This window comes from Micromonospora sp. CPCC 205554, from assembly GCF_036902745.1.
In the GTDB taxonomy this organism is placed as follows: Bacteria; Actinomycetota; Actinomycetes; order Mycobacteriales; family Micromonosporaceae; genus Micromonospora; species Micromonospora tulbaghiae.
Map to the genome: position 1 here is coordinate 215,699 of NZ_JBAKHP010000006.1, position 25,302 is coordinate 241,000.

Here is a 25,302-nt window from a genome sequence, read left to right on the forward strand (position 1 = left end):
TGCTGTTGTACGACATTCTTAGGCGTGCCGCATCAGGTACGCTTGGTCGTTCGTGCGCGCTGGTCCGGCTGGGAACTCCTGGTCACCTCGGCGCGCGACCCCAGACCGACGACGAGACAAGGTAGACCTGTGCGTACGTACAGCCCGAAGCCGGGTGAGATCGAGCGTCAGTGGCACGTCATCGACGCCTCTGATGTCGTGCTGGGCCGCCTGGCGACCCACGCCGCCACGCTCCTGCGTGGCAAGCACAAGCCGACTTTCGCGCCGCACGTCGACACGGGCGACTTCGTCGTCATCGTGAACGCGGGCAAGGTCGCGCTGACCGGCAACAAGCGCCAGACCAAGGTCGCTTACCGCCACTCCGGTTACCCGGGTGGTCTGAAGCGGGTCGGCTACGACGAGCTGCTGACCAAGCGGCCCGAGCGGACCATCGAGCTGGCCGTGAAGGGCATGCTCCCGCACAACAAGCTGGGCCGTCAGCTTCTCAAGAAGCTGAAGGTCTACGCCGGTGCCGAGCACCCGCACACCGCGCAGCAGCCGGTGCCGTTCGAGATCAAGCAGATCGCGCAGTGAGCGCGGGCGAAGGAAGCAGCATGACCGACATCACCGCCACCGAGGTCGCCCCCGAGGCCACCGAGGCGCCGGCGCCCGTCGCGCGCGCGCCCCGTGGTGACCGCCCGATCCAGACCGTGGGTCGGCGCAAGGAAGCCATCGTCCGGGTCCGGATCGTGCCGGGCACCGGCAAGATCACCTGCAACGGCCGTGACCTCGAGGCCTACTTCCCGAGCAAGGTGCACCAGCAGCTCATCAAGGACCCGCTGGTCACCGCCGAGAAGCCCGAGGCGTTCGACGTGATCGCCAACCTGCGTGGCGGCGGCACCACCGGCCAGGCCGGCGCGCTGCGGCTCGCCATCGCCCGGGCGCTGATCGTCAGCGAGCCCGACGACCGCCCGGCCCTGAAGAAGGCCGGCTTCCTGACCCGTGACGCCCGGGTCAAGGAGAGCAAGAAGTACGGCCTCAAGAAGGCCCGCAAGGCTCCCCAGTACTCGAAGCGCTGATCATCACAAGCGTCTTGTACTTCTGACGGACGGCCGGTTCGCCTCCCCTTCCGGGAGGCGGGCCGGCCGTTCCGCGTTTCTCCTCTCATCGGCAGTTCCACGGAGGTTGGCGGGTATGGGCCGGTTGTTCGGCACGGACGGCGTACGCGGGCGGGCGAACGCGGATCTCACCCCGGAGTTGGCGCTGGCGGTCGCGGTGGCCGCGGCCCACACGCTGGCCGAGACCGACAAGAGCCATCCGCCGCTCGCGGTGGTCGGCCGGGACACCCGGGCCAGCGGCGAGATGCTGGAGGCGGCGGTCGTCGCCGGGCTCACCAGCGCCGGCGCCAACGTGGTCCGGGTGGGCGTGCTGCCCACCCCGGCGGTGGCGTTCCTCACCGCCGAGATCAAGGCCGACCTGGGCGTGATGCTCTCCGCCTCGCACAACCCGATGCCGGACAACGGCATCAAGCTGTTCGCCGCCGGTGGGCACAAGCTGCCCGACGAGATCGAGATGCGGATCGAGGAGGCGGTGAAGGCCAACGCCACCACCGCCTGGGAGCGCCCGATCGGCGCCGGCGTGGGCCGGGTCAACGACCTGCTCGACGGCGCCGACCACTACGTACAGCACCTCATCGGCACCGTGCCGCACCGTCTCGACGGGATCAAGGTCGTGGTCGACTGCGCCAACGGCGCGGCGGCCGACGTCGCCCCGGTCGCCTACCGGGAGGCGGGCGCCGAGGTGATCGCCATCCACGCCGAGCCGGACGGGCTCAACATCAACGACGAGTGCGGCTCCAACCACATCGACGCGCTGCGCGCCGCCGTGGTCGAGCACGGCGCCCACCTCGGCATCGCCCACGACGGCGACGCCGACCGCTGCGTCGCGGTCACCGCCGACGGGGACGAGGTCGACGGCGACCAGGTCATGGCGATCCTCGCGCTCGCCATGCGGGACGCCGGCGAGCTGACCCAGGACACCCTGGTCGCCACCGTGATGAGCAACCTCGGTCTCCGGCTGGCCATGTCCGAGCACGGCATCCGGCTGGTCGAGACCAAGGTCGGCGACCGGTACGTGCTGGAGGAGCTGCGCGCCTCCGGCCTGGCGCTCGGCGGCGAGCAGAGCGGGCACATCGTGTTGCCCGCGTACGCCACCACCGGCGACGGCGTGCTGACCGGCCTGCACCTGATGGCGCGGATGGCCGCCACCGGCACCTCGCTGGCCGAGCTGGCCGCCGTGGTCACCAAGCTGCCCCAGGTGCTGATCAACGTGCCGGTCGGGGACCGTACCGTCGGCGCCGCCGCACCCGCCGTCCGGGCCGAGGTCGAGCGCGCGGAGGCGGAGCTGGGCGAGACCGGCCGGGTGCTGCTGCGCCCCTCCGGCACCGAGCCGCTGGTCCGGGTCATGGTCGAGGCGGCCACCGAGGACACCGCGCGCGAGGTCGCCGAGCGCATCGCCGAGCAGGTCCGTACCGCCAGCCCGGTCGCCTGAGCCGTACCGCCCGCCCGCCCGCTGGGGGATCTCCCTCCAGCGGGCGGTTCAGTTTCCGCGCAGACCGCGCAGCCGGGTCACCGCCTCGGCCAGCACCTCCGGCCGCTTGCAGAACGCGAACCGGACCAGCCGGCGGCCGGCCTCCACGTCGTCGTAGAACACCTGAGTGGGCACCGCCACCACACCGCAGCGCTCGGGCAGCGCCCGGCAGAACTCCACCCCGTCCCGGCCACCGAGCGGCGTGACGTCGGCGGTGACGAAGTAGGTGCCCTCCGGCGCGAGCACGCCGAACCCGGCGTCGGCCAGCCCGGCGGCGAGCTGGTCCCGCCGCCGTTGCATGTCGTCTCGGAACCCGGTGAAGTACGCGTCCGGCAGCCCGAGCGCCACCGCCACCGCCGGTTGCAGCGGCCCGGCGTTGACGAACGTCAGGAACTGCTTCACCCGCAGCACGGCCGCCACCAGCGGTGCCGGCCCGCTCGCCCAGCCGACCTTCCAGCCGGTGCAGGAGAACGTCTTCCCGGCCGACGAGATGCGCAGCGTCCGCTCCCGCATCCCGGGCAGCGTGGCCAGCGGTACGTGCGGCGCGGCGGCGTCGGTGAACACCAGGTGCTCGTACACCTCGTCGGTGACCGCGTACACGTCGTGTTCCCGGCACAGCCCGGCCACCACCGCCAGCTCGTCGGCGGTGAAGACCTTGCCGGTCGGGTTGTGCGGCGAGTTCAGCAGCACCATCCGGGTACGCGGCCCGAACGCGGCGCGCAGCTCGGCCGGGTCGAACGCGTACCGGCCGTCGGGGCCGGGACGCAGCGTCACCGGGCGGCGGACCGCACCGGCCAGCGCGATCGAGGCGGCGTACGAGTCGTAGTACGGCTCGAAACAGATCACCTCGTCACCCGGCTCGCAGAGCGCGAGGATGCTCGCCGCGACCGCCTCGGTGGCGCCGGCGGTCACCACGATCTCGCCGTCCGGGTCGTACTCCAGGCCCCAGAACCGGCGCTGGTGCTCGGCGACGGCGGCGCGCAGCGCGGGGATCCCCGGCCCCGGCGGGTACTGGTTGTGGCCGGTGCGCAGCGCCTCGGTCGCGGCGGCGAGCATCTCCGGCGGGCCGTCGGTGTCCGGGAAGCCCTGCCCGAGGTTGACCGCGCCGGTACGCACGGCCAGCGCGGACATCTCGGCGAAGACGGTGGTGCCGAACGGCCGCATCCGGGCCACCAGGGGATCGGTCGTCGTCACGGCGGCCAGCCTACGGCCCGCCGGCGCGGGCTCACCAGCCGAAGCAGGTCGCGCCCCATTCGCCCGAGTCCTTGGACACGACCTTGCCGTTGACGGTGATCCGGCAGGTCACCTCGCCGGACTCGACCGGGCTGGCGATGATCTGCACCCGCTCGCGGTCGTTCGCGGTGAAGCGCAGCCGCCAGGGCGTGTCCACGGCGCCGGGCTGGTGGAAGTTCGCGTCCGCGTCGTAGAACTGCACCTCCGCCTCGCCGTCGGAGGCGGTCACCTCGTACAGCACGGTGAACTTGCCGGGCCCGCCGGACGGGGTGGTGGCCGGCCTCGCCGGGGGCGCGGTCGGCTCGTCGGCCCACCCGTCGGGTTCGCCGTAGACCGGCCCGTCGTACCGCTCGCCGGAGGCCGCCCCGTCGTCCAGAGTGCTGCCGAGGAAGGACAGCCCGACGCAGCCGCAGACGATGAGCGCCAGGACGGTGACGATGCCGATCACCAGGCCGATCGCCCAGCCGCCGCCGCTGCGGCGCGGCGGCATGCCCGGATACGCGTACGGCGGCGGGTAGGGCCCGGGCGGGTAGGCGCCGGGTTGGTAGGGCCCGGGCGGGTAGGCGCCCGGTGTCCAGGCCGGCTGTGCCGGGAAATCCGGTGCGCCCGGGGTGCCGGGCTGGGACGGCCAACCGGGCGCGCCCGGCACCCCCGAGGGCTGCGGATCGCCGGGGGCCGGCGGTACGGCCGGGCGCGGCGTGGCCGGGTCGGCCGGAGCCGCCCACCCCGGTTCGCCCACCGGCAGGCCCGCGCCGCTCGGGGACGTGGCCGGGTCGGTTCCGGGCGCGCCCTCCGTGCCGGGGGCGGCCCAGGGGCTCGGCGCCGGGGACGGCGACCAGGGCGCGGGTGGCGTCCACGGCTGCGGGGCGGCCAACGGGTCCGGCGGCGTCCAGGTCGAGGGCTGCGGCGTGGCCGGCGCTGCGGTCGGGTCGCTCGGCCCGGAGGCCGGTTCGGGGGCGGGGGTCGTCTCGGACATCGGCTCAGCTCACAGGGGTACGGCGCGGACGACCGCGGAACGGTGGGCCCGGGGGACGGCGCCCGGCCTCAATGTAGGCGGTGGCGGCCAGCCGTGCGGTCCCGGCCGGCGGTCCGCGCGCCGCGTCCCGTACCGGTCCGGACGGGTGGAACGACCTGGCTGGTGCTTTGTCCGGTAATGGCAACCCCGGCGGTCGGTTCGCTCAAATTCAGTGATCGTTAACCGGCCTTCCGAGCACGCACGATGAGCGAAACTCGGTTAGGCTGCGGACCATGTGTGGAATCGTGGGTTACGCCGGTGCGCGCCCGGCGCTCGGCATCGTGCTTGACGGACTGCGGCGTCTCGAATACCGCGGCTACGACTCGGCCGGTGTCGCCGTGGTCTGCGAGGACGAGCTGCTGACCGAGAAGAAGGCCGGCAAGCTCGCGAACCTGGAGAAGGTGCTCTCCGAGCGGGCGGCGGACAACCCCGAGGACTGCGCCGCCAGCCCGATCGGCATCGGCGACGGCACCACCGGCATCGGCCACACCCGGTGGGCCACGCACGGCGGCCCGACCGACCGCAACGCCCACCCCCACCTCTCCCCGGACGGCCGCGTCGCGGTGATCCACAACGGCATCATCGAGAACTTCGCGAAGCTCCGCACCGAGCTGGAGGACGAGGGTGTCGAGTTCGCCAGCGACACCGACACCGAGTGCGCCGCGCACCTGATCGCCCGCGCGCTGGCCGACCTGCGCTCGGCCGGTGAGACCGACAGCCCGCAGCTCCTGGCCGCCGCCATGCGCGTGGTCTGCGCGCGCCTGGAGGGCGCGTTCACACTGCTCGCCGTCGACGCCGGCATCCCCGGCGCGGTGGTCGGCGCCCGGCGCAACTCGCCGCTGGTGGTCGGCCGGGGCGACGGCGAGAACTACCTGGCCAGCGACGTCGCCGCGTTCATCGAGCACACCCGGGACGCGGTCGAGCTGGGGCAGGACCAGATCGTGCTGATCACCCCGGACACCATCGACATCACCGACTTCGACGGTCAGCCGGCCAGCGGCAAGGACTTCCACATCGACTGGGACTCGTCGGCCGCCGAGAAGGGTGGCTACGACTGGTTCATGCTCAAGGAGATCGAGGAGCAGCCGCAGGCCATCGCCGACACGCTGCTCGGCCGGCTCACCGAGAGCGGCGAGATCGCCCTCGACGAGGTCCGTCTCAGCGAGCAGGACCTGCGCGACGTCGACAAGATCTTCATCGTCGCCTGCGGCACCTCCTACCACGCCGGCCTGGTCGCCAAGTACGCCATCGAGCACTGGACCCGCATCCCCTGCGAGGTGGAGCTGGCGAGCGAGTTCCGCTACCGCGACCCGGTGCTGGACCGGTCCACGCTGATCGTGGTGATCTCGCAGTCCGGCGAGACGATGGACACGCTGATGGCGCTGCGCCACGCCAAGGAGCAGAAGGCCCGCGTGCTGGCCATCTGCAACACCAACGGCTCCACCATTCCGCGCGAGTCGGACGCGGTGCTCTACACCCACGGCGGCCCGGAGATCGCCGTCGCCTCCACCAAGGCGTTCCTCACCCAGGTCGTGGCCTGCTACCTGATCGGCCTGCACCTGGCCCAGGTGCGCGGCATCAAGTTCGCCGACGAGGTGGGCGCCGTGGTGGCCCAGCTCCAAGAGATGCCCGCCAAGCTGCGCGAGCTGCTGGACCGGATCGAGCCGGTGCGCGAGCTGGGGCGTGAGCTGAAGTCCGAGCCGACAGTGCTGTTCATCGGCCGGCACGTGGGCTACCCGGTGGCGCTCGAAGGCGCGCTGAAGCTCAAGGAGCTGGCGTACATGCACGCCGAGGGCTTCGCCGCCGGCGAGTTGAAGCACGGCCCGATCTCGCTGATCGACAAGGGCACGCCGGTCATCTGCATCGTGCCCTCCCCGGTCGGCCGGGGCATGCTGCACGACAAGGTCGTCTCCAACATCCAGGAGGTACGCGCCCGGGGCGCCCGCACCATCGTGATCGCCGAGGAGGGCGACCAGGCGGTGGTCCGCTACGCCGACCACCTGATCTACGTGCCGCGTACGCCGACGCTGCTGGCGCCGCTGGTGACCACGGTGCCGTTGCAGGTGCTGGCCGCCGAGATCGCCGCCGCCCGCGGGCACGACGTCGACCAGCCCCGGAACCTGGCCAAGTCGGTCACCGTCGAGTAGCCGACCTCGTCCACGGTCCCCCCGCCCGTCCACCGGGCGGGGGGACCGCGCCGTCTCCGGTCCGCCTCTCCCGGGCGGCCGCCGGACCGCGCCGGATCGCTCGGGCGGTCGCCGGAGGGGTGCCGGCGGGTCACCGGCCCAGCACGATCCGGGCCATGCCGTCCAGGGCCGGGTTGCCCGGATCCCAGTAGCCGGTGTGGCCGTGCGGAGCGCTCGGGAAGCGCCGGCCGCCGAACCCCGGCGCGCTCGGGTCGGTGCCGAACCAGAGCCGCTCGCCGTGCGCGTCGAGCACGGCGAGCGCCGGGCCGAGCGGCGTACCCGCGAGCAGGGCGCGGCGGGCCAGCTCGTCCGGCGGGCGGGCCAGCCGGATCACGTCGTCCGGCGCGGTCGACGACCAGACCTGACCGGCGGGCATCCGCAGGTCGGCGGCGTGGTCGACGCCGACTCCGGGCGAGCCGACGAAGACCAGCGCGTCCGCGCCCAGCCCGTGGTCGCGGGCGGCGGCGCCGACCACGAGCGAGCCGTAGCTGTGCCCGAGCACCGTCTGCCGGGCCGGTGGACCCTCGTGCGCGGCCCGCAACCCCTCCTGGAACCGGTGCAGCGCCGGGCCGGCGTCCTCGGCCTGCCGGGTGCCCGCCGCCTCGGTGAGGAAGCCGGGCGCGTCGTAGTCCAGCCAGAGCACCGCCGCCGCCTCCTCACCCGGCCCGAGCGCCGCGCACCGCTGCAACACCCGGGCCGCCCGGCCCAGTTCGGCCGGCGCGTCGGCGAGATCCGAGGTCATGCCCGGGACGTAGGTGAGCACCGAGGCGGCGCGGTCCGGGTTGCCGATCGCCACCACCGCGCGACCGTCACCGGCCGGATCCAACCCCAGCAGGTACGCCCGCGGCGCCCCGCCCGCGGCCAGCCGCTCGGTGAGCCCGTCCAGCCCGCGCAGCGCCGCCTCGACAGCGGCGAGCCGGACCCGCCGGGACGCCTCCAGCGGCCCGGCCGCAAGCGGGTGCCGCAGGGCGAGCCGCCGCACGAGCAGCTGCTCCCGCCGGTCGCCGAGCAGCAGCCGGTTCGCCTGGTCCCGGGCGGCGGCCGGAAGCCCGTCGAGACGCCCGATCCGGCCCGGTTCCCGCCCCACCAGCCAGCGCCGCTCGGCCGAGCTCAGACCGGCCCACCAGCGGCTCACCTCGGCCGGCCCGGCACCGGGCCCGGGCCGCCACGCGGGCGGGACGCTGACCCAGCCGCGTACCGCGGCGGTGGTCAGTTCCGCCAGCCGGCTGGCCGCCTCCCGGTCGGCGGCTCCGGCGAGCGTCAGCGCGCCCCGGAGGCCGGCGCACGCACGGACCACTGCCGGTCCGGCCTGCGGCACCGGTCGCGCCGGATCGGGCCGGACCGCGCCGGTGCGGTCGACGAGCAGGCCACCGGACTCGGCGCGGGCCACCTCGGCGCCGAGCCTGGCCTTCGCCGCGCCCAGCCGGGCGCCGAGCTCGGCGAGCACCTGGTCGACCTCGACCAGGGCGGGAAGCACGTCGGTGAGGCCGGTTCGCAGATCCCCGATCCGCCGCTGCGCCGCCGCCGAGGCCGCGCCCGACCACCCGGGGCGGAGCGCGCCGATCCGGGTGGCGAGCGCGTCGGCGCGCTGCCGCACCGGCGTGGTGAGGCCCCGCCACGCCGCCCCGGCAGCGGACCAGGCGCCCGGGTCGGCCCGCCAGAGCTGCGCGTAGCCGACCGGCAGGTCCGCCGCGTCCGCGGGACCGCCGCTCACCGGAGCACCCCGGTGAGGCGGCGGGCGGCGCGTTCGTCGGCCGCCTCGTAGCCGTCCGCCCCGCTGCGCAGCGCCTGAGCGGTGTCGGCCACCCGGGCGCCGAGCGCGCCGGACCAGCGCCGCACCGCCGCCTCCAGGTCGGCCAGCGCGACAGCGGACTGCCAGCCGTCCGGCGCCGTCACCAGCAACGACTCCGGCGCCGCGCCCGGCCCGCGGGCCAGCCGGTACGCGTCGTCGGCCAGCTCGCGCGCCACCGTGCGCAGCACCTCAGGGTCGACGTCGAACGGTCTCTCCACCACGTGACCTCCCTCGCCCGGCGCCACCGGCCGGCTCCGGACACCGGGACGCTAGGCGGCACCCGACAGCGGTCGCCGGCCCCTGTGGACAACGTCCCGGGTTGTCCACAGGGCCGGTCCGCCAGCCGGTCCCCGGCGCGTACCGCCGGTAGGGTGAGGCCGTGATCGGGGGGCCGCGGGCGGAAGCTGAGCCGGCGCGACGAGCGGGGGGCGGGGTGGCATGAGACAGGTGTGGCGGGTCGCGGACGTTCGCGCGGCGGAAGCGGGCCTGATGGCCACCCTCCCGGCCGGCACGCTCATGCAGCGGGCCGCGGCCGGGCTGGCCCGCCGCTGCGCGTTGCTGCTGGCCGGCCGGGGCGGCGTCTACGGTGCCCGGGTGCTGGTGCTCGTCGGGTCCGGCGACAACGGCGGCGACGCCCTGCTCGCGGGCGCGCACCTGGCCCGCCGGGGCGCGGCGGTGACCGCGCTGCTCCTCACGCCGGGCCGGGCGCACGCCGAGGGCCTGGCCGCCCTGCGCGCCGCCGGCGGGCGCGTCGCCGACCGGCCGCCCGCGGTGGTCGACCTGGTGCTCGACGGCATCGTGGGCATCGGGGGCACCGGTGGGCTCCGCGAGACGGCCGAGCAGCTCGCCGCGAGCCTGACCGGGCAGCGCGGGCGCGACGGCACGCCCGCCACGGTGGTCGCTGTCGACGTGCCGAGCGGCGTCGCTGTCGACACCGGCCACGTCCCGCTCACCGACGCCGGGCGGCCCCGGGCGGTCCGCGCCGACGTGACGGTCGCCTTCGGCGCGCTCAAGCCCGCACTGGTCGTCGGCCCGGCCGCCGAGCTGGCCGGAGAGGTCGAGCTGGTCGACATCGGGCTGACGCCGTGGTTGCGCGGCACACCGGCGCTCCAGGTGATCGAGCAGACGGACGTGGCCGACTGGTGGCCGGCGCTGGGCGCGTCGTCGGAGAAGTACACCAGGGGCGTGGTGGGTGTGGCCACCGGCTCGGCCACCTACCCGGGCGCCGCCGTGCTCTCGGTCGCCGGCGCGCTCGCCGGTCCCACCGGCCTGGTCCGCTACGCCGGGAGCGCCAAGGGCGAGGTGCTGCACCAGCACCCGTCGGTGATCGCCACCGGCCGGGTCGCCGATGCCGGCCGGGTGCAGGCGTGGGTCTGCGGCTCCGGGCTCGGCACCGGCGAGGACTCCGCCGCCGAGCTGCGTGCGGTGCTCGCCGCGCCGGTGCCGGTGGTGCTCGACGCGGACGCGCTGACGCTGCTCGTCGACGGCAAGCTGGCCGACCGGCTGCGCGGCCGGGACGCGCCGATCGTGGTGACGCCGCACGACCGGGAGTACGCCCGGCTCTGCGGCGAGATGCCGGGAGAGGACCGGGTCGCCGCCGCGCTGCGGCTGGCCGCCTGGATGAACGCGGTGGTGCTGCTCAAGGGCGACCGCACGGTCGTCGGCACGCCCGACGGCCGCGCGTACGTGAACCCGACCGGCACCCCGGTGCTCGCCACCGGCGGCACCGGCGACGTGCTGGCCGGGTTGCTCGGTTCGCTGCTCGCCGCCGGGCTGGCCCCGGAGCGGGCGGCCGGTGCTGCGGCGTACCTGCACGGGCTGGCCGGCCGGGAGGCGGCGCGCGGCGGTCCGGTGACCGCGCCCGACGTGGCCGCCGCGTTGCGTCCGGTACTGGCCCGGTTGGGCTGATCCGGGCGGCGACGACCGGTGGCGACGGGCACCGCCCGCACGGCACACGGCGCTGATGATCATTGACGGAAGTAGGCTGAGGACATGTGGCAGTCGGAGGTGCGCGTCGACCTGGACGCGATCCGGGAGAACGTGACCCGGCTCAGGGCCGGCACCAGCGCCGAGCTGATGGCGGTGGTCAAGGGCGACGGGTACGGCCACGGCATGGTGCCGGCGGCCCGCGCGGCGCTCGACGCCGGGGCGGACCAGCTCGGCGTCTGCACGCTGGACGAGGCGCTGCGGCTGCGCGAGGAGGGCATCACCGCGCCGGTGCTGGCCTGGCTGCTCAGCCCCGGCCTGCCGCTGCACGACGGGATCACCGTCGGCGTCGACCTCGGCTGCGCCGGGCTCACCCAGCTCGACGAGATGATCCAGGCGAGCCGCCGGGCGGGCCGCCCGGCCCGGCTGCACCTCAAGATCGACACCGGCCTGGCCCGTGGTGGCGCCACCGTCGCCGACTGGCCGGCGCTGCTGGACGCCGCCGCGAAGGCCCAGGCCGACGGCCTGGTCGAGGTGGTCGGCGTGTGGAGCCACTTCGTGTACGCGGACTCGCCCGGCCACCCCACCACGGATCGTCAGCTCGCCGTCTTCCACGAGGGGCTGGAGATGGTGACGCGCGCCGGCCTGCGTCCGCGCTACCGGCACCTGGCCAACTCGGCCGCCACGCTGACCCGGCCGGACACCCACTTCGACCTGGTCCGACCCGGCATCGCCGTCTACGGTCTGTCGCCGGTCGCGGGCGAGCAGTTCGGCCTGCGTCCCGCCATGACCGCCCGCGCCCGGGTGATGCTCACCAAACGGGTGGCGGCCGGCACCGGCGTCTCCTACGGCCACACCTACCTCACGGAGCAGGAGGCCAACCTCGCGGTGGTGCCGCTCGGCTACGCCGACGGGGTGCCCCGGCACGCCTCCAACACCGGGCCGGTGCAGCTCGCCGGCAAGCGCCGGACCATCTCCGGGCGGGTCTGCATGGACCAGTTCGTGGTCGACTGCGGCGACGACGAGGTGACCGACGGCGACGTGGCGACGCTGTTCGGCAGCGGGGCGGACGGCGAGCCCACCGCCGACGACTGGGCCGAGGCCGTCGGCACCATCAACTACGAGATCGTGACCCGCTTCGGCGGCGTGCGCGTGCCCCGCGTCTACGACGGCGAGCGCGCATGAGTGTCCGGTTGCCGCGACCGCGTACCGCCGCCGGCAAGGTGGCCGGGCTGGTCGGCGCCGCCGTCGGCGTGGCCGCCGCCGGGCTCGCGGCGGGCGTGGTCAGCGAGCGGGTGCTGGTCCGCCGGCTCAAGAACGACCCGGCCGACCGGTACGCCGACGAGGTCTTCGGCGAGCAGCGTTACGACGAGGCGTACCGGCTGGAGATGCCGGACGGGACCGACATCCACGTGGAGGTGGTCGAGCCGGCCCGGCCGGTCGCCGGGCACCCGACGGTGGTGCTGGTGCACGGGTTCTGCCTGGACATGGGCACGTTCCACTTCCAGCGCAAGCGGCTCGCCGAGCGCGGCGACTACCGGTTGGTCGCGTACGACCAGCCGGGGCACGGCCGCTCCGGCCGGCTGGAGAGCGGCGAGTACGACCTGACCGCGCTGGGCCACACGCTGCGCCGGGTGCTCGACGAGGTGGCCCCGGACGGCCCGCTGGTGCTGGTCGGGCACTCCATGGGCGGCATGACGATCATGGCGCTGGCCGAGCTGTACCCGGAGATGTTCGGTGACCGCGTGGTCGGCACGGTGCTGATGGCCACCTCGGGCGGCCTCGCGGCGGAGACCAAGCTGGTGGCGCCCGCGCTGCTCGGCCGCGTCGGCTCGCCGGTGCTCTACATGATGAGCAACGCCACCCGGTACGGCGGCACGGTGATCGACCGGGCGCGCCGGTCGACCTCGAACGTGGCGTGGCTGCTCACCCGCAAGTACGGCTTCGGCACCTCGAAGCCCAGCCCGGCCCTGGTGTCGTACGTCGAGACGATGAACTCGCGCACCTCGGCCGACACGGTCACCCGCTACCTGCGCACGATCGCCACCCACTCCCGATTCCCGGCGCTGGCCGCGCTGGCCGGCACACCGGTGCTGGTGATCGTGGGGGACAAGGACATGATCACGCCGGTGACGCACTCCGAGGAGATCGTCCGGCGGCTGCCGCACGCCGAGTTCGTGAAGATCAACGACAGTGGGCACGTGGTGATGCTGGAGCACGCCGACGAGGTGAACGCGGCGCTGGAGAGGTTCCTGGATTCGCTATGACGGTGGTCGTGGAGCTGAAGACCGTCGACGACACCCACGAGTTCGGTCGGCGGCTGGCCGGTGTGCTGCGCGCCGGTGACCTGCTGCTGCTCAGCGGCCCGCTCGGGGCCGGCAAGACGGCGCTGACCCAGGGCATCGGCGCCGGCCTCGGCGTTCGCGGGGACATCACCTCGCCCACCTTCGTCATCGCGCGGGTGCACCGGCCGGACCCGGAGCGGGGCGGCCGGGTGACGCTCGTGCACGCCGACGCGTACCGCCTCGGTGAGGCCGCCGACCCGCGCGCGGAGATCGACGACCTCGACCTGGACGCCTCGGTGGACGAGGCGGTGACAGTGGTGGAGTGGGGCGAGGGGATGGTCGAGCAGCTGGTCGACGCGCACCTGCGGGTACGCATCGAACGCCGCGACGACGACACCCGGGCGGTCACGCTGGAACCGGTCGGCGGCGACTGGGCCGCCCGGCTGGCCACCCTCGGCTGAGCGCTGTCGTACCCGCTGCCTAGAGTCCCGGGGACGACTGCGAAAGGTTGCCGATGCCCGACGACGCCCCCGCCCTCGACCTGATGGCACTCCTGCCCGAGCCGTGGCGGGAGGCGCTCACCCCGCACCTGGACCCGGCCCGCACCGCGGCGCTGGCCGAGTTCGTCGCCCGGGAGTACGCGACCGCCACCGTCTTCCCGCCGCTGGAGGACCTCTTCTCGGCCTACCGGCTGTGCGGGCCGGCCGACACCCGGGTGCTCATCCTCGGGCAGGACCCGTACCACAAGGCGGGCCAGGCGCACGGGCTGAGCTTCAGCGTGCGCGAGGGGGTGGCGGTGCCGCCGTCGCTGCGCAACGTCTTCAAGGAACTGGGCGAGGACCTGGGCGTGCCGAAGCCGCGCAGCGGCAACCTCGACGGCTGGGCCGCGCAGGGCGTCCTGCTGCTCAACTCGGTGCTGACGGTCCGGCAGGCCACCCCCGGCTCGCACGCGAACAAGGGCTGGGAGGAGTTCACCGACGCCACCATCCGGGCGCTCGACGCGCTCGACCAGCGCGTGGTCTTCCTGCTCTGGGGCGGCTACGCACGCAAGAAGGCGGCGCTGGTGACCAACCCGCAGCACGTGGTGCTGGAGGCCGGGCACCCGAGCCCGATGAACCCGCGCGGCTTCCTCGGCAGCCGCCCGTTCAGCGCGGCCAACAAGGCGCTGGCCGACGCGGGGCTGCCCACCGTCGACTGGGAGCGCTCAGCCGGCTGACCCGTCCGGCGCCTCGCCCGCCCCGGCGAGGCGCCGGCGGTACCTGGCCAGCAGCTCGGCCGTGCGCCGGTCGGTCACCTCCACCTCCACCAGCGGCTCGACCGGGTAGGTGCGTTCACCGAGGCGGACCTCGATGGGCTCGGGCAGTTCGTCGCACATCCGGGCCCGCAGCTCGCCGTAGCGGGTCAGCCAACGGTGCTCGCCCGGCTCCTCGGGCTCCGTGTGGATGCCGCCCCACACCTGCCATCGGGCGTCCCAGCGCTGCGCGTAGATCCGATCGAGGAGCGCGCTGAACTGCGGCGAGTCCCGCCAGCGCACCGCGATCTCGACCGCGTCCACCGGCAGCGGCGCGCCCTGCAACAGGGCCGCCATGCCGCCCGACAGCACGTACGGCAGGCCGCCCAGGGCGTCCATGATCCGGTCCAGCCGGAGAACTTCGATCCGCTCGGAAAGCACCATCCCGGCCATCTCGTCCAGCGCGGCGTCCAGATGGCTGTCCAGCGGCTCGACCTCGATCCGGAGCTGCCTGCCGAGCGCGGCGAGCAGGCGTTCCGCGGTGGTCAGGCTCGGCAGCCGGTCGCCGCGTTCGATCCGGGCGATGGCGGCCTGACTGAGCCCGGACCGGGCGGCCAGCGCCTGCTGGGTGAGCCCGGCCTGTTCGCGTTCGTGGCGCAGGGTGCGGGCGATCTCCTGGACGAGGCGACTCTCCGTCATCTCGGAAGTTTGGCAACCCGTCTCCGCGCCTTATGCCTCTCAGTCATATTTATGACTGAGAGGCATATCGATTTCAGGTCATCTCTTCGACCGGGGCGCTACGCACCGTGACCGGGCGTGGCGAGGGCGTGCCCGGGGCATGCGGGGTGGACGGCTAGGCTGGCTTACCGTGCTCGTACTCGTGGTGGACTCCTCGACGCCCGCGGTGACCGCCGCCCTGGCCGAGGTCTCGGCGGACGGCGTCGCGCTCCGCGCGTCCCGGTGCACCGTCGACGCCCGCGCGCACGGCGAGCTGCTCGCGCCGCAGGTCGACGCCGTGCTGGCCGACGTCGGCGCGCGGCCCGCCGACCTGGCCGCGATCGTCGCCGGCCTCGGCCCGGGCCCGTTCACCGGGCTGCGGGTCGGGCTGGTCACCGCCGCCACCATGGGGCAGGTGCTCGGCGTGCCCACGTACGGCGTCTGCTCGCTGGACGGGCTCGGCCACCCGGCGGCCGCCGGCGAGCCGGTTCTGGCCGCGAGCGACGCGCGGCGTCGGGAGATCTACTGGGCCGTCTACGACGGCGCTGGCGAGCGCCTGGCCGGCCCGGAGGTGGCGGCCCCGGCGGTGGTCGCCGAGCGGGCGCGCGACCTGGCGGTCACCGTCGCGGTCGGCGACGGCGCGCACCGGTACGCGGACGTGCTCGGGCTGCCGGTGCGCGACGAGCCGCGCTACCCGGACCCGCTGGCGCTGGCCCGGCTCGCCGCGCCACGGATCCGCGCGGGCGCGCCCGGCGAGACGCTCACCCCGCTCTACCTGCGCCGCCCGGACGCGGTCGCGGCCACCGGCCACAAGCCGGTCCTGCCATGAGGCTGGGCCGGTTCCGCTGGTGGCACATCGACGAGGTGCTGCCCATCGAGGCGGACCTGTTCGGCGCCGAGCAGTGGTCGGCGGCGATGTTCTGGAACGAACTCGCCAACGGGCACTTCTACCTGGTCGCCACCGACGACGACGGTGCCGTGCTCGGCTACGCCGGGCTGGCCGTGTCCCCGCCCGACGAGGCGTGGGTGCAGAACGTCGCGGTCCGCCGGGACGCCCAGCGCCGCGGGATCGGCCGGCTGCTGCTGGAGGCGCTGCTCGCCGAGGCGGCCCGGCGCGGTGCCCGCAGCACGCTGCTGGAGGTCGCCGCGGACAACGCGCCGGCGCAACGGCTCTACGCCACGTACGGCTTCGAGCCGATCGGCGTACGGCGCGGCTACTACCAACCGAGCAACACCGACGCGCTGGTCATGCAGCGCAACGAGGACTGACGCGTATGGCTGACGAACCCCTGATCCTCGGCATCGAGACCTCCTGCGACGAGACCGGCGTGGGCATCGTGCGCGGGCACACGCTGCTCGCCGACGCGCTCGCCTCCAGCGTCGAGGAGCACGCCCGGTTCGGCGGCGTGGTGCCCGAGGTGGCCAGCCGCGCCCACCTGGAGGCCATCGTGCCGACCATGGACCGGGCGCTGCGCGAAGCGGGCGTCACCATCGCCGACATCGACGCCATCGCCGTGACCTCCGGACCGGGCCTGGCCGGCGCGCTGCTCGTCGGGGTCGCCGCCGCCAAGGGGTACGCGGTGGCGGCGGAGAAGCCGGTGTACGGCGTGAACCACCTCGCCGCGCACGTCGCGGTGGACACGCTCGAACACGGCCCGCTGCCCGAGCCCGCCATCGCGCTGCTGGTCTCCGGCGGGCACTCCTCGCTGCTGCGCGTCGACGACCTGGCCCGCGACGTGGTGCCGCTCGGCGCCACCATCGACGACGCGGCCGGGGAGGCGTTCGACAAGGTGGCCCGGCTGCTCGGGCTGCCGTTCCCCGGCGGACCGTACATCGACCGGGAGGCGCGGGCCGGTGACCCGGCGGCGATCGCCTTCCCGCGCGGGCTGACCGCCGCGAAGGACCTGGCCGGGCACCGGTACGACTTCTCCTTCTCCGGCCTGAAGACGGCGGTGGCCCGCTGGGTGGAGGCACGGCAGCGGGCCGGTGAGCCGGTACCGGTCGCCGACGTGGCCGCGTCCTTCCAGGAGGCGGTCTGCGACGTGCTCGTCGGCAAGGCGATCGACGCCTGCCGCACCAGCGGCATCGACACGCTGGTGATCGGCGGCGGCGTGGCGGCCAACTCCCGGCTGCGGGCGATGGCCGAACAGCGGGCCGGCAGGCACGGCATCCGGGTGCGTACGCCCCGGCCGAAGCTCTGCACGGACAACGGCGCGATGGTGGCCGCGCTCGGCTCCCACCTGGTCGCCGCGGGTGTCGCGCCGAGCCGGCTGGACCTGCCGGCCGACTCGGCGATGCCGCTGACAGTGGTCAGCGTGTGAGCGGGGAGGGGACCGAAGTGATCGTCCGCATGTGGGAGGCCAAGGCCGAGCCGTACGGCTTCGCCGACCTGATCACCTGGGTCTGCGAGACCGCGCTGCCCGAGTTCGAGCACGACCCGATGCACGTCTCCAGCGAGGTCTTCTCCTCCACCGACCACCGGCTCGTGGTCATCTCCAAGTGGCGGAACAACCCCCGGGAGCTGCCCGAGCCGCCGGTGCGCCTGATCGCCCGCCCGCCACACAGCTGGGACTTCACCCAGGTCGACCGCTGACGCGAGGGTCGTCACGACGGCCGGAATTGGTTGGCGCCCGGGTCGCCCCGGCACCTAGCGTCGGTGGGTCATGCGCTTCTCACCGGCCGGCGATCCCGGCACCCCGGACGCGCGGTCGGCCACCCGGTATCTGGTGTGGCTTGCCGGGCGGCACCCCGTCATCTTCGGCGCCGGTCTCGCGCTCGGCGTGATCTGGATGCTGGCCCAGGCGCTGGTGCCGGCCGTGCTCGGCCGCGCCGTGGAGGCCGGCCTGGCGCAACGCGACCCGGACGCGCTGGTGCGCTGGGGACTGGTCCTGCTCGGGCTGGGCCTGGTGCAGGCCGTCGCCGGGATCCTGCGTCACCGCTGCGCGGTGCACAACTGGCTCGGTGCCGCCTACCGCACCGTGCAGGTGACGGTGGACGCCACCAACCGGCTCGGCGCCGCGCTGCCCCGGCGGGTCGCGGCGGGCGAGGTGGTGAGCATCGGCACCGCCGACATCGAGCACATCGGCGGCGCCATCGACATCACCGCCCGCGGCGCCGGCTCGGTGGTCGCCATCGTCACCGTCGCGGTGATCCTGCTCAGCGCCTCCCAGCCGCTCGGCCTCGTGGTGGTGTTCGGGGTGCCGCTGCTGATGGCGCTCGTGGCGTTGCTGATCCGACCGCTGCACCGCCAGCAGGCCGCGTACCGGGACTCGACCGGCCGGCTCACCGCCCGGGCCGCGGACATCGTCTCCGGCCTGCGCGTGCTGCGCGGAGTGGGTGGCGAACCGGTGCTGTCCGAGCGCTACCGGCAACGGTCGCAGGCGCTGCGCGCGGACGGTTTGCGGGTGGCCCGGGTCGAGTCGCTGTTGCAGGCCGCGCAGATCCTGCTGCCCGGCGTCTTCGTGGTGCTGGTGACCTGGCTGGGCGCCCGGTTCGCGCTGCGCGGCGAGATCAGCGCCGGGGAACTGGTCTCGTTCTACGGCTACACCGCGTTCCTGGTCAGCCCGCTGCGCAACCTCACCGAGGCGGCCGACAAGCTGACCCGGGGACACGTCGCGGCCCGCCGGGTGGTCCGGCTGCTGCGGCTCGCGCCGGAGTTCACCGACCCGGCCACCCCGGTGGCGGTGCCGGCCGGGCCGGGCGAGCTGGCGGACGTACGCTCCGGGCTGGTGCTGCGGCCGGGCCGGCTGACCGCGCTGGCCGCCGCCACCCCGCAGGACGCCACCGAGATCGCCGACCGGCTCGGCCGGTACGCCGACGGGGACGTCACGCTGCACGGCGTACCGCTGCGGGACGTGGCGCTGGCGACGGTGCGGGAGCGGATCCTGGTGGCCGACAACGACGCGCAGCTGTTCAGCGGCGTGCTGCGCACGGAGCTGGACCCGCACGACCGGGCCGAGCCCGGCGCCGTCGAGGCGGCGCTGGCCGCGGCGAGCGCCACCGACATCGTCGAGGCGCTGCCCGGCGGCCTGGACGGCGAGGTCGCCGAACGCGGCCGGGAGTTCTCCGGCGGGCAGCGGCAACGGCTGCGGCTGGCCCGCGCGCTCGTCGCCGACCCGGAGACGTTGATCCTGGTCGAGCCGACCAGCGCGGTGGACGCGCACACCGAGGCGCGCATCGCCGAACGGCTCGGCCCGGCCCGCCGCGGCCGGACCACGCTCGTCTGCACCACGAGCCCGCTGGTGCTCGGCCACGCCGACCACGTGGTCTTCGTGGAGGACGGCAAGGTCGTCGCCGAGGGCCGGCACGAGGAACTGCTCGCCGCCGAGCCGCGCTACGCCGCCACGGTGAGCCGGGAGGAGGACCGATGAGCAACGCGCTGCCCGTCGCCGACATCGCCCAGGTCCGCCGGTACGTGCGCGAGCTGATCCGCCGTCACCCGCGCGGCCTGGCCGCCGCGCTCGGTCTGCACGCGCTCGCCGCGGGCGCCGGGCTCGTCGCCCCGCGTCTGCTCGGTGACCTGGTGGAGGGGATCTCCCAGGGCATCACCGAGACGACTGTGGACCGGGTCGTGGCGGCCATCGCCGCGTTCGTGGTGGTGCAGGCGGTGCTGGTCCGCTTCGCGCACCTGGCCTCGGCCCGGCTCGGTGAGCGGGTGCTCGCCGAGCTGCGGGAGGAGTTCGTCGACCGGGTGCTCGCGCTGCCGCTGGCCACAGTCGAGCGGGCCGGTACCGGGGACCTGCTCACCCGCACCTCGCGGGACGTCGCCGCGCTGTCCCGTACGGTCCGGTTCGCCGGGCCGGAGACGCTCATCGCGGCGCTGACGGTGCTGCTGATCCTCGGCGCTCTGGTGCTGACCGGCCCGCTGCTGGCGCTGCCCAGTCTGCTGGCGGTGCCGGTGCTGTGGGCCGGCACGCGCTGGTACCTGCGTCGCGCGCCGCAGGGCTACCTGCGGGAGAACGCCGCCTACTCGGACATCACCGACGGGATCAGCGAGACGGTCGAGGGGGCGCGGACCACCGAGGCGCTGCGCCAGGCGGCCCGCCGCCGGGCCCGCGGCGACGCGGACATCCGCCGGTCGTACGCGGCCGAGCGCTACACGCTCCACCTGCGGACCGTGTTCTGGCCGGTGGCCGAGTTCGGCTACCTGGTGCCGATGGTGGCGACCCTGCTCATCGGCGGCTGGTTCCACCTGAAGGGCTGGGCCAGCCTCGGTCAGGTCACCGCCGCCACGCTCTACGCCCAGCAGCTCACCGACCCGATCGAGCGGCTGCTCGGCTGGCTGGACGAGTTCCAGGTCGGCGGCGCCTCGCTGGCCCGGCTGCTCGGGGTGGCCGCCGAGCCGGACGAGCGCGCCAAGGCGTTCGCCACGCCGGACGAGCGCGCCGCCGCTCCGGGCAGTGCGGGCGGCGCGGGCCGGCTCGCCGCGCACGACGTCCGGTACGCGTACCGCCCGGGACACGACGTGCTGCACGGCGTGACGCTGGAACCCCGGCCGGGGGAGCGACTGGCGATGGTCGGCCCGTCCGGGGCGGGCAAGTCGACGCTGGGCCGGCTGCTGGCCGGCGTGCACGCGCCGAACGCCGGGACGGTGACAGTGGACGGACGGCCGCTGGCCGGGATGCCCCTGGCCGAGCTGCGTACCCATGTCGCGCTCGTCAGCCAGGAGCACCACGTGTTCATCGGCACGCTCGCCGACAACGTGGCGATGGTCCGGCCGGACGCCGACCCGGCGCGGGTACACGCGGCGCTGGCCGCTGTCGACGCGCTGGACTGGGCGCTGGCCCTGCCGGACGGGCTCGACACGCCGGTCGGCGCGGGCGGCCACCCGCTCACCCCGGCGCAGGCGCAGCAGCTCGCGCTGGCCCGGCTGGTGCTCGCCGACCCGCACACGCTGGTGCTGGACGAGGCCACCTCGCTGATCGACCCGCGGGCGGCCCGGGCCCTGGAACGGTCGCTGGCGGCGGTGCTTCAGGGCCGTACCGTCATCGCCATCGCGCACCGGCTGTTCTCCGCGCACGACGCGGATCGCGTGGCGGTGGTCGCCGACGGCCGGATCACCGAGCTGGGATCACACGACGAGCTGGTCGCGGCCGGTGGCTCGTACGCCGCGCTGTGGCGTTCCTGGCACGGCTGAGAACGCGCGACGGGCCCCGGCAGGAGTGCCGGGGCCCGCTCGACGGACGCGTCACGAACGGCGGGTGAGCCGCCAGGTCGCGTACCCGCCGGTGCCGAGCGCGATCAGGAACACGGCCCACACCACCCCGGTGCCGACCTGGAGCCCGCCACCGCTGCCCACGTTGGCCTGGGCTGCGGCGACGAGCGAGTCGCTCTGCGCGGGCGGCAGCGCGGCCGGCGGCAACTGCTGCCAGCGCACCAGCCCGGTGCTCTCCAGCATGGTCATGTGGTCGTTGACGAACGTGTTGGCGTCCTCGGCGAGCTTGCGCACGATCGGGTCGCGGGTGCTGGCCCGGACCGCGCCGATCACCGGGAAGATCTTGCCGTGGGCGACCCGCAGCCGGGTGACGAAGATCTGGTCGAACCGGGCGCCGGTGGCGTTCTGCATCTCGGTCAGCCACCCCTTCTGCTCGGCCGTCGGATCCGTCGGCAGGGTGGCGCCGAGCTTGTTGGCCGCCTCCACCACCAGCTGGTCCAGCTCCGCGTGCTGCTTGGCGATCTCCGCGCCGACCTCGCGTACCCGGGCGGACTGGCCCTTCTCGGCCGCCATCTGCCCGGCCGGCATCTCCCACAGCCCGGCCAGCCGTACGCCGTTGAGCAGCGTCATGTCGGCGGCGTTCATCTGCACGCCGGGGTTGGGTGCGGCCTGCGCCGTCCCGGGAATGACGCCGATCCCCGCGCCCAGCGCGGCGAGCAGCAGTACCACCCGGTGCGCCAGCTTGCGGCGTGCGGATTCCAGCGATGCCATGGTTGCGGTGCCTCCTCGGTCCGGACCGGTACGCGGGGTGTGGTGGACGGCCGCGCAAGCCGGCCGCCCGTCCGCACACTGGTACGGATCGGCGGGCCGATCAGTTCAGCGGGTCGGCGAGGAGTCGTTCGAAGGCCAGCTCGGCGGCACCGATCAGTGCCGCGTCGTCACCGAGCTTCGGGGTACGCAGCCGCACGTGCTCCAGGCATGCGGGCAGCCCGTTGGAGTTGAGCCGGCTGCGCACCTGTGCGGCGGAGGCCAGGTAGAGGTCACGCATGGTGCCGCCGAAGATGACCATCTCCGGGTTGAAGATGTTGACCAGGTTCGCGACGCCGAAGCCGAGCCAGTCGCCGGCCTGCCGTACCGCGGTCTGGGCGCGGGCGTCGCCGCGGTCGGCGGCGTCGAAGACGGCGAGCAGCGCGTCCCGGCCGCGCGCCTCGGACCGGCCCGCGGCGCGCAGCAGCCCGTGCTCGCCGATCTCGGTCTCCCAGCAGCCGCGCCGGCCGCAGTCGCAGCGCACCCCGTCGCGGACCACCACCATGTGGCCGACCTCGCCGCCGTAGCCGCCGTGCCCGGTCAGCCGCCGCCCTCCGGCGATGATGCCCGCGCCCACACCGACGTCGCCGTAGAGGTAGATGACGTTGTCGCAGCCGACCGCCGCGCCCCGGGCGTGCTCGGCGTACGCGGCCACGTCGGCCACGTTGCCCACCGTGATCGGTACGTCTATTCCCAGCTCGACGGCGAGCGCCGCCCCGATCGGCTCGTCCACCCAGCCGGTGGTCGGGCTGAGCCGGACCAGACCGTCCTCCCGGCGGACCATGCCGCACACCGCCAGCCCGGCGCCCACACAGACCGCGTCGGCCGGCACCGACTGGTGCATCTCCTTGACCGCGCCGGCGAGCAGCGGAGCGGCCTCCCCGGCGACCAGGTTGCGCGGCCGGTCCATCTCCCGGCGGTCGAGCACCTCACCGCCGAGCCCGACCCGCGCGGCCCGCAGCCGGTCCACCTCGACGCTGTACGCGTACGCGTAGACCCGCTCCGACTCGGGCCGGACGACGAGTGACGGTCGTCCGGCCCGGCCGGTCTCCTTCGGCGTCCCCTCGCTGACCAGACCGGCGCCGGCCAGGTCCGCGGTCAGCGCGCCGATGGTGCTGCGGTTGAGGCCGAGCGCGGTGGTCAGCTCGGCCCGGGTGGTGGCCCCGTGGACGTGTACATAGCGGAGCAATGCGCCCAGGTTCTGCCGACGGATCTCGTCCTGACTGGGGCCCGCGCGCATTGCCACTGCCATGGTGTTCCCGTACCCCGGGTCAGCGCGTGCCGGTGGCGGCGGCCCGCCGACGCGACAGCGCGTCGATGGTCGCCGCGGCGAGCAGCACCACGCCGGTGACCACGAACTTGACGCCCGAGCTGTATCCCATCAGTCCCATACCGTTGTCGATGACCGCCACCACTGCGCCACCGAGCACGGCGTCGAGGACCCGGCCCTTGCCGCCGAAGAGGCTGGTGCCGCCGATCACCGCCGCGCCGACGGCGTAGAGCAGTACGTTACTGCCACCGGTGTTGGGGTCGACCGAGTTGGCCCGGCTGGCGGCCACGATGCCGCCGATCGCGGCCATCGAGGAGCAGATGATGAACACGGAGACACGGATCCGGTCGACGTTGATGCCGGCCCGGCGGGCCGCCTCGGCGTTGCCGCCCACCGCGTAGATGTGCCGGCCGTAGCTGGTCCGCTGGAGCACGAACGTCCAGACGACGAGCAGGATCGCGATGATCGGCACCACGATCGGCACGCCCTTGAGCGAGACGACGAGCACGTTGCGGCTGCGTTCCAGGTTGAGCACGTAGACCGCCACGCCGAGGATCACGGCCAGGCCGGCGATCCGGCCGGCGACCACCGCGATCGGGTCGGTGAGCAGGCCGCGGGCGGCCCGGTTGCGGTGCCGCAGCAACTGCACGGCCGCGTACCCGGCGACGGCGACGACGGCGAGCGACCAGCCCAGCGCGGGGGAGAGGTTGCGGTTGGCGATCGCGACGAGCACGTCGTCCCGGACCGCGATGTTGGCGCCCTCGTCCATGAGCGTCAGCACCACGCCCTGGAAGGCCAGGAACCCGGCGAGCGTGACCACGAAGGAGGGGATGCCGACCTTGGCGACCAGCAGGCCCAGCACGGTGCCGATCACCACGCCGGTGACGACGGCGGAGAGCACCGCCACGTACCAGGGGTAGCCGAGCACGGTGACGACGTTGGCCAGGATCGCGGCGCAGACGCCGCTGGCGAAGCCGGCGGAGAGGTCGATCTCGCCGAGCAGCAGGACGAAGACCAGGCCCATGGCGATGAGCGTGACCGCCGCGCCCTGGGTGAACAGGTTCGCCAGGTTGCCGGCGGTGAAGAACGACGGGCGGGCGATCGAGAAGCCCACGGCCAGCGCCACGAGCATGACCACAGCGGGGAGCGCGCCGATGTCGCCGCCGCGTACCCGGCGCCAGTAGTTGTTCACGTGGCTGCCCAGGGTCGGTGTCGACGTGACGCCGGCCGGGCCTTCCTTCTTCACGACGGTGGCGGTCATCGGACGGCTCCTGGAGTGGTGTCGGCGGGCGCGGCGCCGTTGCCGCCCGGCTCGCCGGTGAGGCCGAGGCTGCCGGAGCGGCCGGCGGTGATCAGCTCGACCACCTGCGAGTGGGTGATGTCGGTGGTCTTCACCTGGGCGACCATCTGGCCGAGGTAGAGCGCGGCGATCCGGTCGGAGACGGCGAAGACGTCGTTCATGTTGTGCGAGATGAGCACCACGGCCAGGCCGTTGTCGGCCAGCCGGCGCACCAGCTCCAGCACCTGGGCGGTCTGCGCGACGCCGAGCGCGGCGGTCGGCTCGTCCAGGATGACCAGCTTGCTGTTCCAGAGCACGGCCTTGGCGATGGCGACGGTCTGCCGCTGGCCGCCGGAGAGGCTGGCCACGTGCTGGCGCAGCGACTTCACGGTGCGCACGCTCAGGCCGGCGAGCGTCTCGGCGGCCATCTGCTCCATGGTGGGCTCGTCGAGCACGATGCCGCTGCGCTTCTCCCGGCCGAGGAACATGTTCTGCACGATGTCGAGGTTGTCGCAGAGCGCGAGGTCCTGGTAGACGACCTCGATCCCGAGCGCGGCGGCGTCCCGGGGGCTGTTGATGGTCACCGGGCGGCCGTCGAAGACGAACTCGCCGGCGTCGGTGGGGTGGATGCCGCTGATGCACTTGACCAGGGTCGACTTGCCGGCGCCGTTGTCGCCGACGAGCGCGGTCACCTCGCCTGCGTGCGCGGCGAAGGCGACGTCACGCAGCACCTGGACGGGACCGAAGCTCTTGTCGATCCCGCGTAGCTCCAGCAGGGGGGTTGCGGACACGGGGTTCTCCTTTGGGCGGAGGGAGGTCTCGGATCCCGTCCGGCGCCG

At 74.3% G+C, this 25,302-nt stretch carries 24 protein-coding genes; 15 read left to right on the forward strand and 9 right to left on the reverse strand.

The features are described from left to right. Nucleotides 1–129 precede the first annotated feature (129 nt). From rplM to glmM, 3 genes are all read left to right on the forward strand, one after another. The gene (gene rplM, locus V6U82_RS11400; RefSeq protein ID WP_334460871.1) at nucleotides 130–573 is read left to right on the forward strand and encodes a 50S ribosomal protein L13; all 444 of its coding nucleotides are present in this window, start codon (nucleotides 130–132) and stop codon (nucleotides 571–573) included. A 20-nt stretch (nucleotides 574–593) separates the two neighbouring features. Beyond that, nucleotides 594–1,058 (forward strand): 30S ribosomal protein S9, encoded by a 465-nt coding sequence (rpsI, locus tag V6U82_RS11405; protein ID WP_018784602.1) that lies wholly within the window; start codon nucleotides 594–596, stop codon nucleotides 1,056–1,058. Nucleotides 1,059–1,173: 115 nt separating this feature from the next. Beyond that, nucleotides 1,174–2,529 carry a phosphoglucosamine mutase gene (gene glmM, locus V6U82_RS11410; RefSeq protein ID WP_334460872.1) on the forward strand — a complete coding sequence of 452 codons (1,356 nt, stop codon included), beginning with the start codon at nucleotides 1,174–1,176 and terminating at the stop codon, nucleotides 2,527–2,529. Between the two features lie 48 nt (nucleotides 2,530–2,577). On the opposite strand, the gene V6U82_RS11415 is transcribed toward glmM, so the two are convergent. Together V6U82_RS11415 and V6U82_RS11420 are read right to left on the reverse strand one after the other, a co-directional pair. Beyond that, the gene (locus V6U82_RS11415; protein ID WP_334460873.1) at nucleotides 2,578–3,762 is read right to left on the reverse strand and encodes a pyridoxal phosphate-dependent aminotransferase; all 1,185 of its coding nucleotides are present in this window, start codon (nucleotides 3,760–3,762) and stop codon (nucleotides 2,578–2,580) included. A gap of 31 nt (nucleotides 3,763–3,793) precedes the next feature. Beyond that, the gene (locus V6U82_RS11420; RefSeq protein ID WP_334460874.1) at nucleotides 3,794–4,777 is read right to left on the reverse strand and encodes an MmpS family transport accessory protein; all 984 of its coding nucleotides are present in this window, start codon (nucleotides 4,775–4,777) and stop codon (nucleotides 3,794–3,796) included. 272 nt (nucleotides 4,778–5,049) lie between these two features. Between V6U82_RS11420 and glmS the strand changes: the two genes are divergently transcribed. Further along, on the forward strand, nucleotides 5,050–6,963 hold the full coding sequence (gene glmS / locus V6U82_RS11425; RefSeq protein ID WP_091426298.1) for a glutamine--fructose-6-phosphate transaminase (isomerizing): 1,914 nt from the start codon (nucleotides 5,050–5,052) through the stop codon (nucleotides 6,961–6,963). 130 nt (nucleotides 6,964–7,093) lie between these two features. On the opposite strand, the gene V6U82_RS11430 is transcribed toward glmS, so the two are convergent. Then, the gene (locus V6U82_RS11430; RefSeq protein WP_334460875.1) at nucleotides 7,094–8,716 is read right to left on the reverse strand and encodes an alpha/beta hydrolase; all 1,623 of its coding nucleotides are present in this window, start codon (nucleotides 8,714–8,716) and stop codon (nucleotides 7,094–7,096) included. Continuing rightward, nucleotides 8,713–9,015: a type VII secretion target gene (locus V6U82_RS11435; RefSeq protein ID WP_334460876.1), complete on the reverse strand. Its 303-nt coding sequence runs from the start codon at nucleotides 9,013–9,015 to the stop codon at nucleotides 8,713–8,715. Before V6U82_RS11435 ends, V6U82_RS11430 begins: the two co-directional genes overlap by 4 nt. A 217-nt stretch (nucleotides 9,016–9,232) precedes the next feature. On the opposite strand from V6U82_RS11435, the gene V6U82_RS11440 reads away from it, so the two are divergent. The 5 genes from V6U82_RS11440 to ung all read left to right on the forward strand — a co-directional run bounded on the left by V6U82_RS11440 (nucleotide 9,233) and on the right by ung (nucleotide 14,221). Continuing rightward, entirely contained in the window at nucleotides 9,233–10,702 is a 1,470-nt protein-coding gene (locus V6U82_RS11440) for an NAD(P)H-hydrate dehydratase (protein WP_334460877.1), read from the forward strand. Between the two features lie 84 nt (nucleotides 10,703–10,786). Further along, complete coding sequence (gene alr / locus V6U82_RS11445; protein WP_128138521.1) at nucleotides 10,787–11,905, forward strand: alanine racemase; 1,119 nt, start codon at nucleotides 10,787–10,789, stop codon at nucleotides 11,903–11,905. Continuing rightward, complete coding sequence (locus V6U82_RS11450) at nucleotides 11,902–12,987, forward strand: alpha/beta fold hydrolase (RefSeq protein WP_334460878.1); 1,086 nt, start codon at nucleotides 11,902–11,904, stop codon at nucleotides 12,985–12,987. The genes alr and V6U82_RS11450 overlap by 4 nt, the downstream gene beginning before the upstream one ends. Then, the gene (tsaE, locus tag V6U82_RS11455) at nucleotides 12,984–13,466 is read left to right on the forward strand and encodes a tRNA (adenosine(37)-N6)-threonylcarbamoyltransferase complex ATPase subunit type 1 TsaE (protein ID WP_334460879.1); all 483 of its coding nucleotides are present in this window, start codon (nucleotides 12,984–12,986) and stop codon (nucleotides 13,464–13,466) included. Before V6U82_RS11450 ends, tsaE begins: the two co-directional genes overlap by 4 nt. A 53-nt stretch (nucleotides 13,467–13,519) precedes the next feature. Beyond that, on the forward strand, nucleotides 13,520–14,221 hold the full coding sequence (ung, locus tag V6U82_RS11460; RefSeq protein ID WP_334460880.1) for a uracil-DNA glycosylase: 702 nt from the start codon (nucleotides 13,520–13,522) through the stop codon (nucleotides 14,219–14,221). On the opposite strand, the gene V6U82_RS11465 is transcribed toward ung, so the two are convergent. Beyond that, nucleotides 14,210–14,935 (reverse strand): helix-turn-helix domain-containing protein, encoded by a 726-nt coding sequence (locus V6U82_RS11465; protein WP_128138517.1) that lies wholly within the window; start codon nucleotides 14,933–14,935, stop codon nucleotides 14,210–14,212. The two genes, ung and V6U82_RS11465, sit on opposite strands and share 12 nt — an antisense overlap. A gap of 169 nt (nucleotides 14,936–15,104) precedes the next feature. Here V6U82_RS11465 and tsaB point away from each other — a divergent pair, with 169 nt between their 5' ends. The 6 genes from tsaB (at nucleotide 15,105) to V6U82_RS11495 (ending at nucleotide 21,089) form a co-directional block, all read left to right on the forward strand. Then, nucleotides 15,105–15,782, forward strand: coding sequence for a tRNA (adenosine(37)-N6)-threonylcarbamoyltransferase complex dimerization subunit type 1 TsaB (tsaB, locus tag V6U82_RS11470; RefSeq protein WP_334460881.1), 678 nt, complete (start codon nucleotides 15,105–15,107; stop codon nucleotides 15,780–15,782). Then, nucleotides 15,779–16,222: a ribosomal protein S18-alanine N-acetyltransferase gene (gene rimI / locus V6U82_RS11475; RefSeq protein WP_128138934.1), complete on the forward strand. Its 444-nt coding sequence runs from the start codon at nucleotides 15,779–15,781 to the stop codon at nucleotides 16,220–16,222. The genes tsaB and rimI overlap by 4 nt, the downstream gene beginning before the upstream one ends. Nucleotides 16,223–16,227: 5 nt before the next feature. Beyond that, nucleotides 16,228–17,274, forward strand: a complete 1,047-nt coding sequence (gene tsaD / locus V6U82_RS11480) for a tRNA (adenosine(37)-N6)-threonylcarbamoyltransferase complex transferase subunit TsaD (protein WP_128138933.1) — start codon at nucleotides 16,228–16,230, stop codon at nucleotides 17,272–17,274. Between the two features lie 17 nt (nucleotides 17,275–17,291). After that, the gene (locus V6U82_RS11485; protein WP_128138932.1) at nucleotides 17,292–17,546 is read left to right on the forward strand and encodes a hypothetical protein; all 255 of its coding nucleotides are present in this window, start codon (nucleotides 17,292–17,294) and stop codon (nucleotides 17,544–17,546) included. A 70-nt stretch (nucleotides 17,547–17,616) separates the two neighbouring features. Then, nucleotides 17,617–19,323 carry an ABC transporter ATP-binding protein gene (locus tag V6U82_RS11490; protein ID WP_334460882.1) on the forward strand — a complete coding sequence of 569 codons (1,707 nt, stop codon included), beginning with the start codon at nucleotides 17,617–17,619 and terminating at the stop codon, nucleotides 19,321–19,323. Then, nucleotides 19,320–21,089, forward strand: coding sequence for an ABC transporter ATP-binding protein (locus V6U82_RS11495; RefSeq protein WP_334460883.1), 1,770 nt, complete (start codon nucleotides 19,320–19,322; stop codon nucleotides 21,087–21,089). Before V6U82_RS11490 ends, V6U82_RS11495 begins: the two co-directional genes overlap by 4 nt. A 51-nt stretch (nucleotides 21,090–21,140) precedes the next feature. On the opposite strand, the gene V6U82_RS11500 is transcribed toward V6U82_RS11495, so the two are convergent. The 4 genes from V6U82_RS11500 to V6U82_RS11515 all read right to left on the reverse strand — a co-directional run bounded on the left by V6U82_RS11500 (nucleotide 21,141) and on the right by V6U82_RS11515 (nucleotide 25,254). Beyond that, the gene (locus V6U82_RS11500) at nucleotides 21,141–21,878 is read right to left on the reverse strand and encodes a DUF4142 domain-containing protein (protein ID WP_128138034.1); all 738 of its coding nucleotides are present in this window, start codon (nucleotides 21,876–21,878) and stop codon (nucleotides 21,141–21,143) included. Between the two features lie 100 nt (nucleotides 21,879–21,978). Then, on the reverse strand, nucleotides 21,979–23,154 hold the full coding sequence (locus V6U82_RS11505; RefSeq protein WP_121685460.1) for an ROK family protein: 1,176 nt from the start codon (nucleotides 23,152–23,154) through the stop codon (nucleotides 21,979–21,981). Between the two features lie 31 nt (nucleotides 23,155–23,185). Beyond that, nucleotides 23,186–24,445, reverse strand: a complete 1,260-nt coding sequence (locus tag V6U82_RS11510; RefSeq protein ID WP_128138033.1) for a sugar ABC transporter permease — start codon at nucleotides 24,443–24,445, stop codon at nucleotides 23,186–23,188. Then, entirely contained in the window at nucleotides 24,442–25,254 is an 813-nt protein-coding gene (locus tag V6U82_RS11515; RefSeq protein WP_128138032.1) for an ATP-binding cassette domain-containing protein, read from the reverse strand. The genes V6U82_RS11510 and V6U82_RS11515 overlap by 4 nt, the downstream gene beginning before the upstream one ends. Between the last annotated feature and the right edge of the window lie 48 nt (nucleotides 25,255–25,302).

Excerpts from the sequence above, each read along its gene's own strand:
- V6U82_RS11505 (WP_121685460.1), bottom strand. The coding sequence starts at position 23,154 with ATGCGCGCGGGCCCCAGTCAGGACGAGATCCGTCGGCAGAACCTGGGC.
- alr (WP_128138521.1), top strand. The coding sequence starts at position 10,787 with ATGTGGCAGTCGGAGGTGCGCGTCGACCTGGACGCGATCCGGGAGAAC.
- glmM (WP_334460872.1), top strand. The coding sequence starts at position 1,174 with ATGGGCCGGTTGTTCGGCACGGACGGCGTACGCGGGCGGGCGAACGCG.
- tsaD (WP_128138933.1), top strand. The coding sequence starts at position 16,228 with ATGGCTGACGAACCCCTGATCCTCGGCATCGAGACCTCCTGCGACGAG.
- rpsI (WP_018784602.1), top strand. The coding sequence starts at position 594 with ATGACCGACATCACCGCCACCGAGGTCGCCCCCGAGGCCACCGAGGCG.
- V6U82_RS11465 (WP_128138517.1), bottom strand. The coding sequence starts at position 14,935 with ATGACGGAGAGTCGCCTCGTCCAGGAGATCGCCCGCACCCTGCGCCAC.
- V6U82_RS11490 (WP_334460882.1), top strand. The coding sequence starts at position 17,617 with ATGCGCTTCTCACCGGCCGGCGATCCCGGCACCCCGGACGCGCGGTCG.
- V6U82_RS11510 (WP_128138033.1), bottom strand. The coding sequence starts at position 24,445 with ATGACCGCCACCGTCGTGAAGAAGGAAGGCCCGGCCGGCGTCACGTCG.
- V6U82_RS11495 (WP_334460883.1), top strand. The coding sequence starts at position 19,320 with ATGAGCAACGCGCTGCCCGTCGCCGACATCGCCCAGGTCCGCCGGTAC.
- tsaE (WP_334460879.1), top strand. The coding sequence starts at position 12,984 with ATGACGGTGGTCGTGGAGCTGAAGACCGTCGACGACACCCACGAGTTC.
- V6U82_RS11500 (WP_128138034.1), bottom strand. The coding sequence starts at position 21,878 with ATGGCATCGCTGGAATCCGCACGCCGCAAGCTGGCGCACCGGGTGGTA.
- V6U82_RS11450 (WP_334460878.1), top strand. The coding sequence starts at position 11,902 with ATGAGTGTCCGGTTGCCGCGACCGCGTACCGCCGCCGGCAAGGTGGCC.
- V6U82_RS11420 (WP_334460874.1), bottom strand. The coding sequence starts at position 4,777 with ATGTCCGAGACGACCCCCGCCCCCGAACCGGCCTCCGGGCCGAGCGAC.
- V6U82_RS11440 (WP_334460877.1), top strand. The coding sequence starts at position 9,233 with ATGAGACAGGTGTGGCGGGTCGCGGACGTTCGCGCGGCGGAAGCGGGC.
- rimI (WP_128138934.1), top strand. The coding sequence starts at position 15,779 with ATGAGGCTGGGCCGGTTCCGCTGGTGGCACATCGACGAGGTGCTGCCC.
- glmS (WP_091426298.1), top strand. The coding sequence starts at position 5,050 with ATGTGTGGAATCGTGGGTTACGCCGGTGCGCGCCCGGCGCTCGGCATC.
- ung (WP_334460880.1), top strand. The coding sequence starts at position 13,520 with ATGCCCGACGACGCCCCCGCCCTCGACCTGATGGCACTCCTGCCCGAG.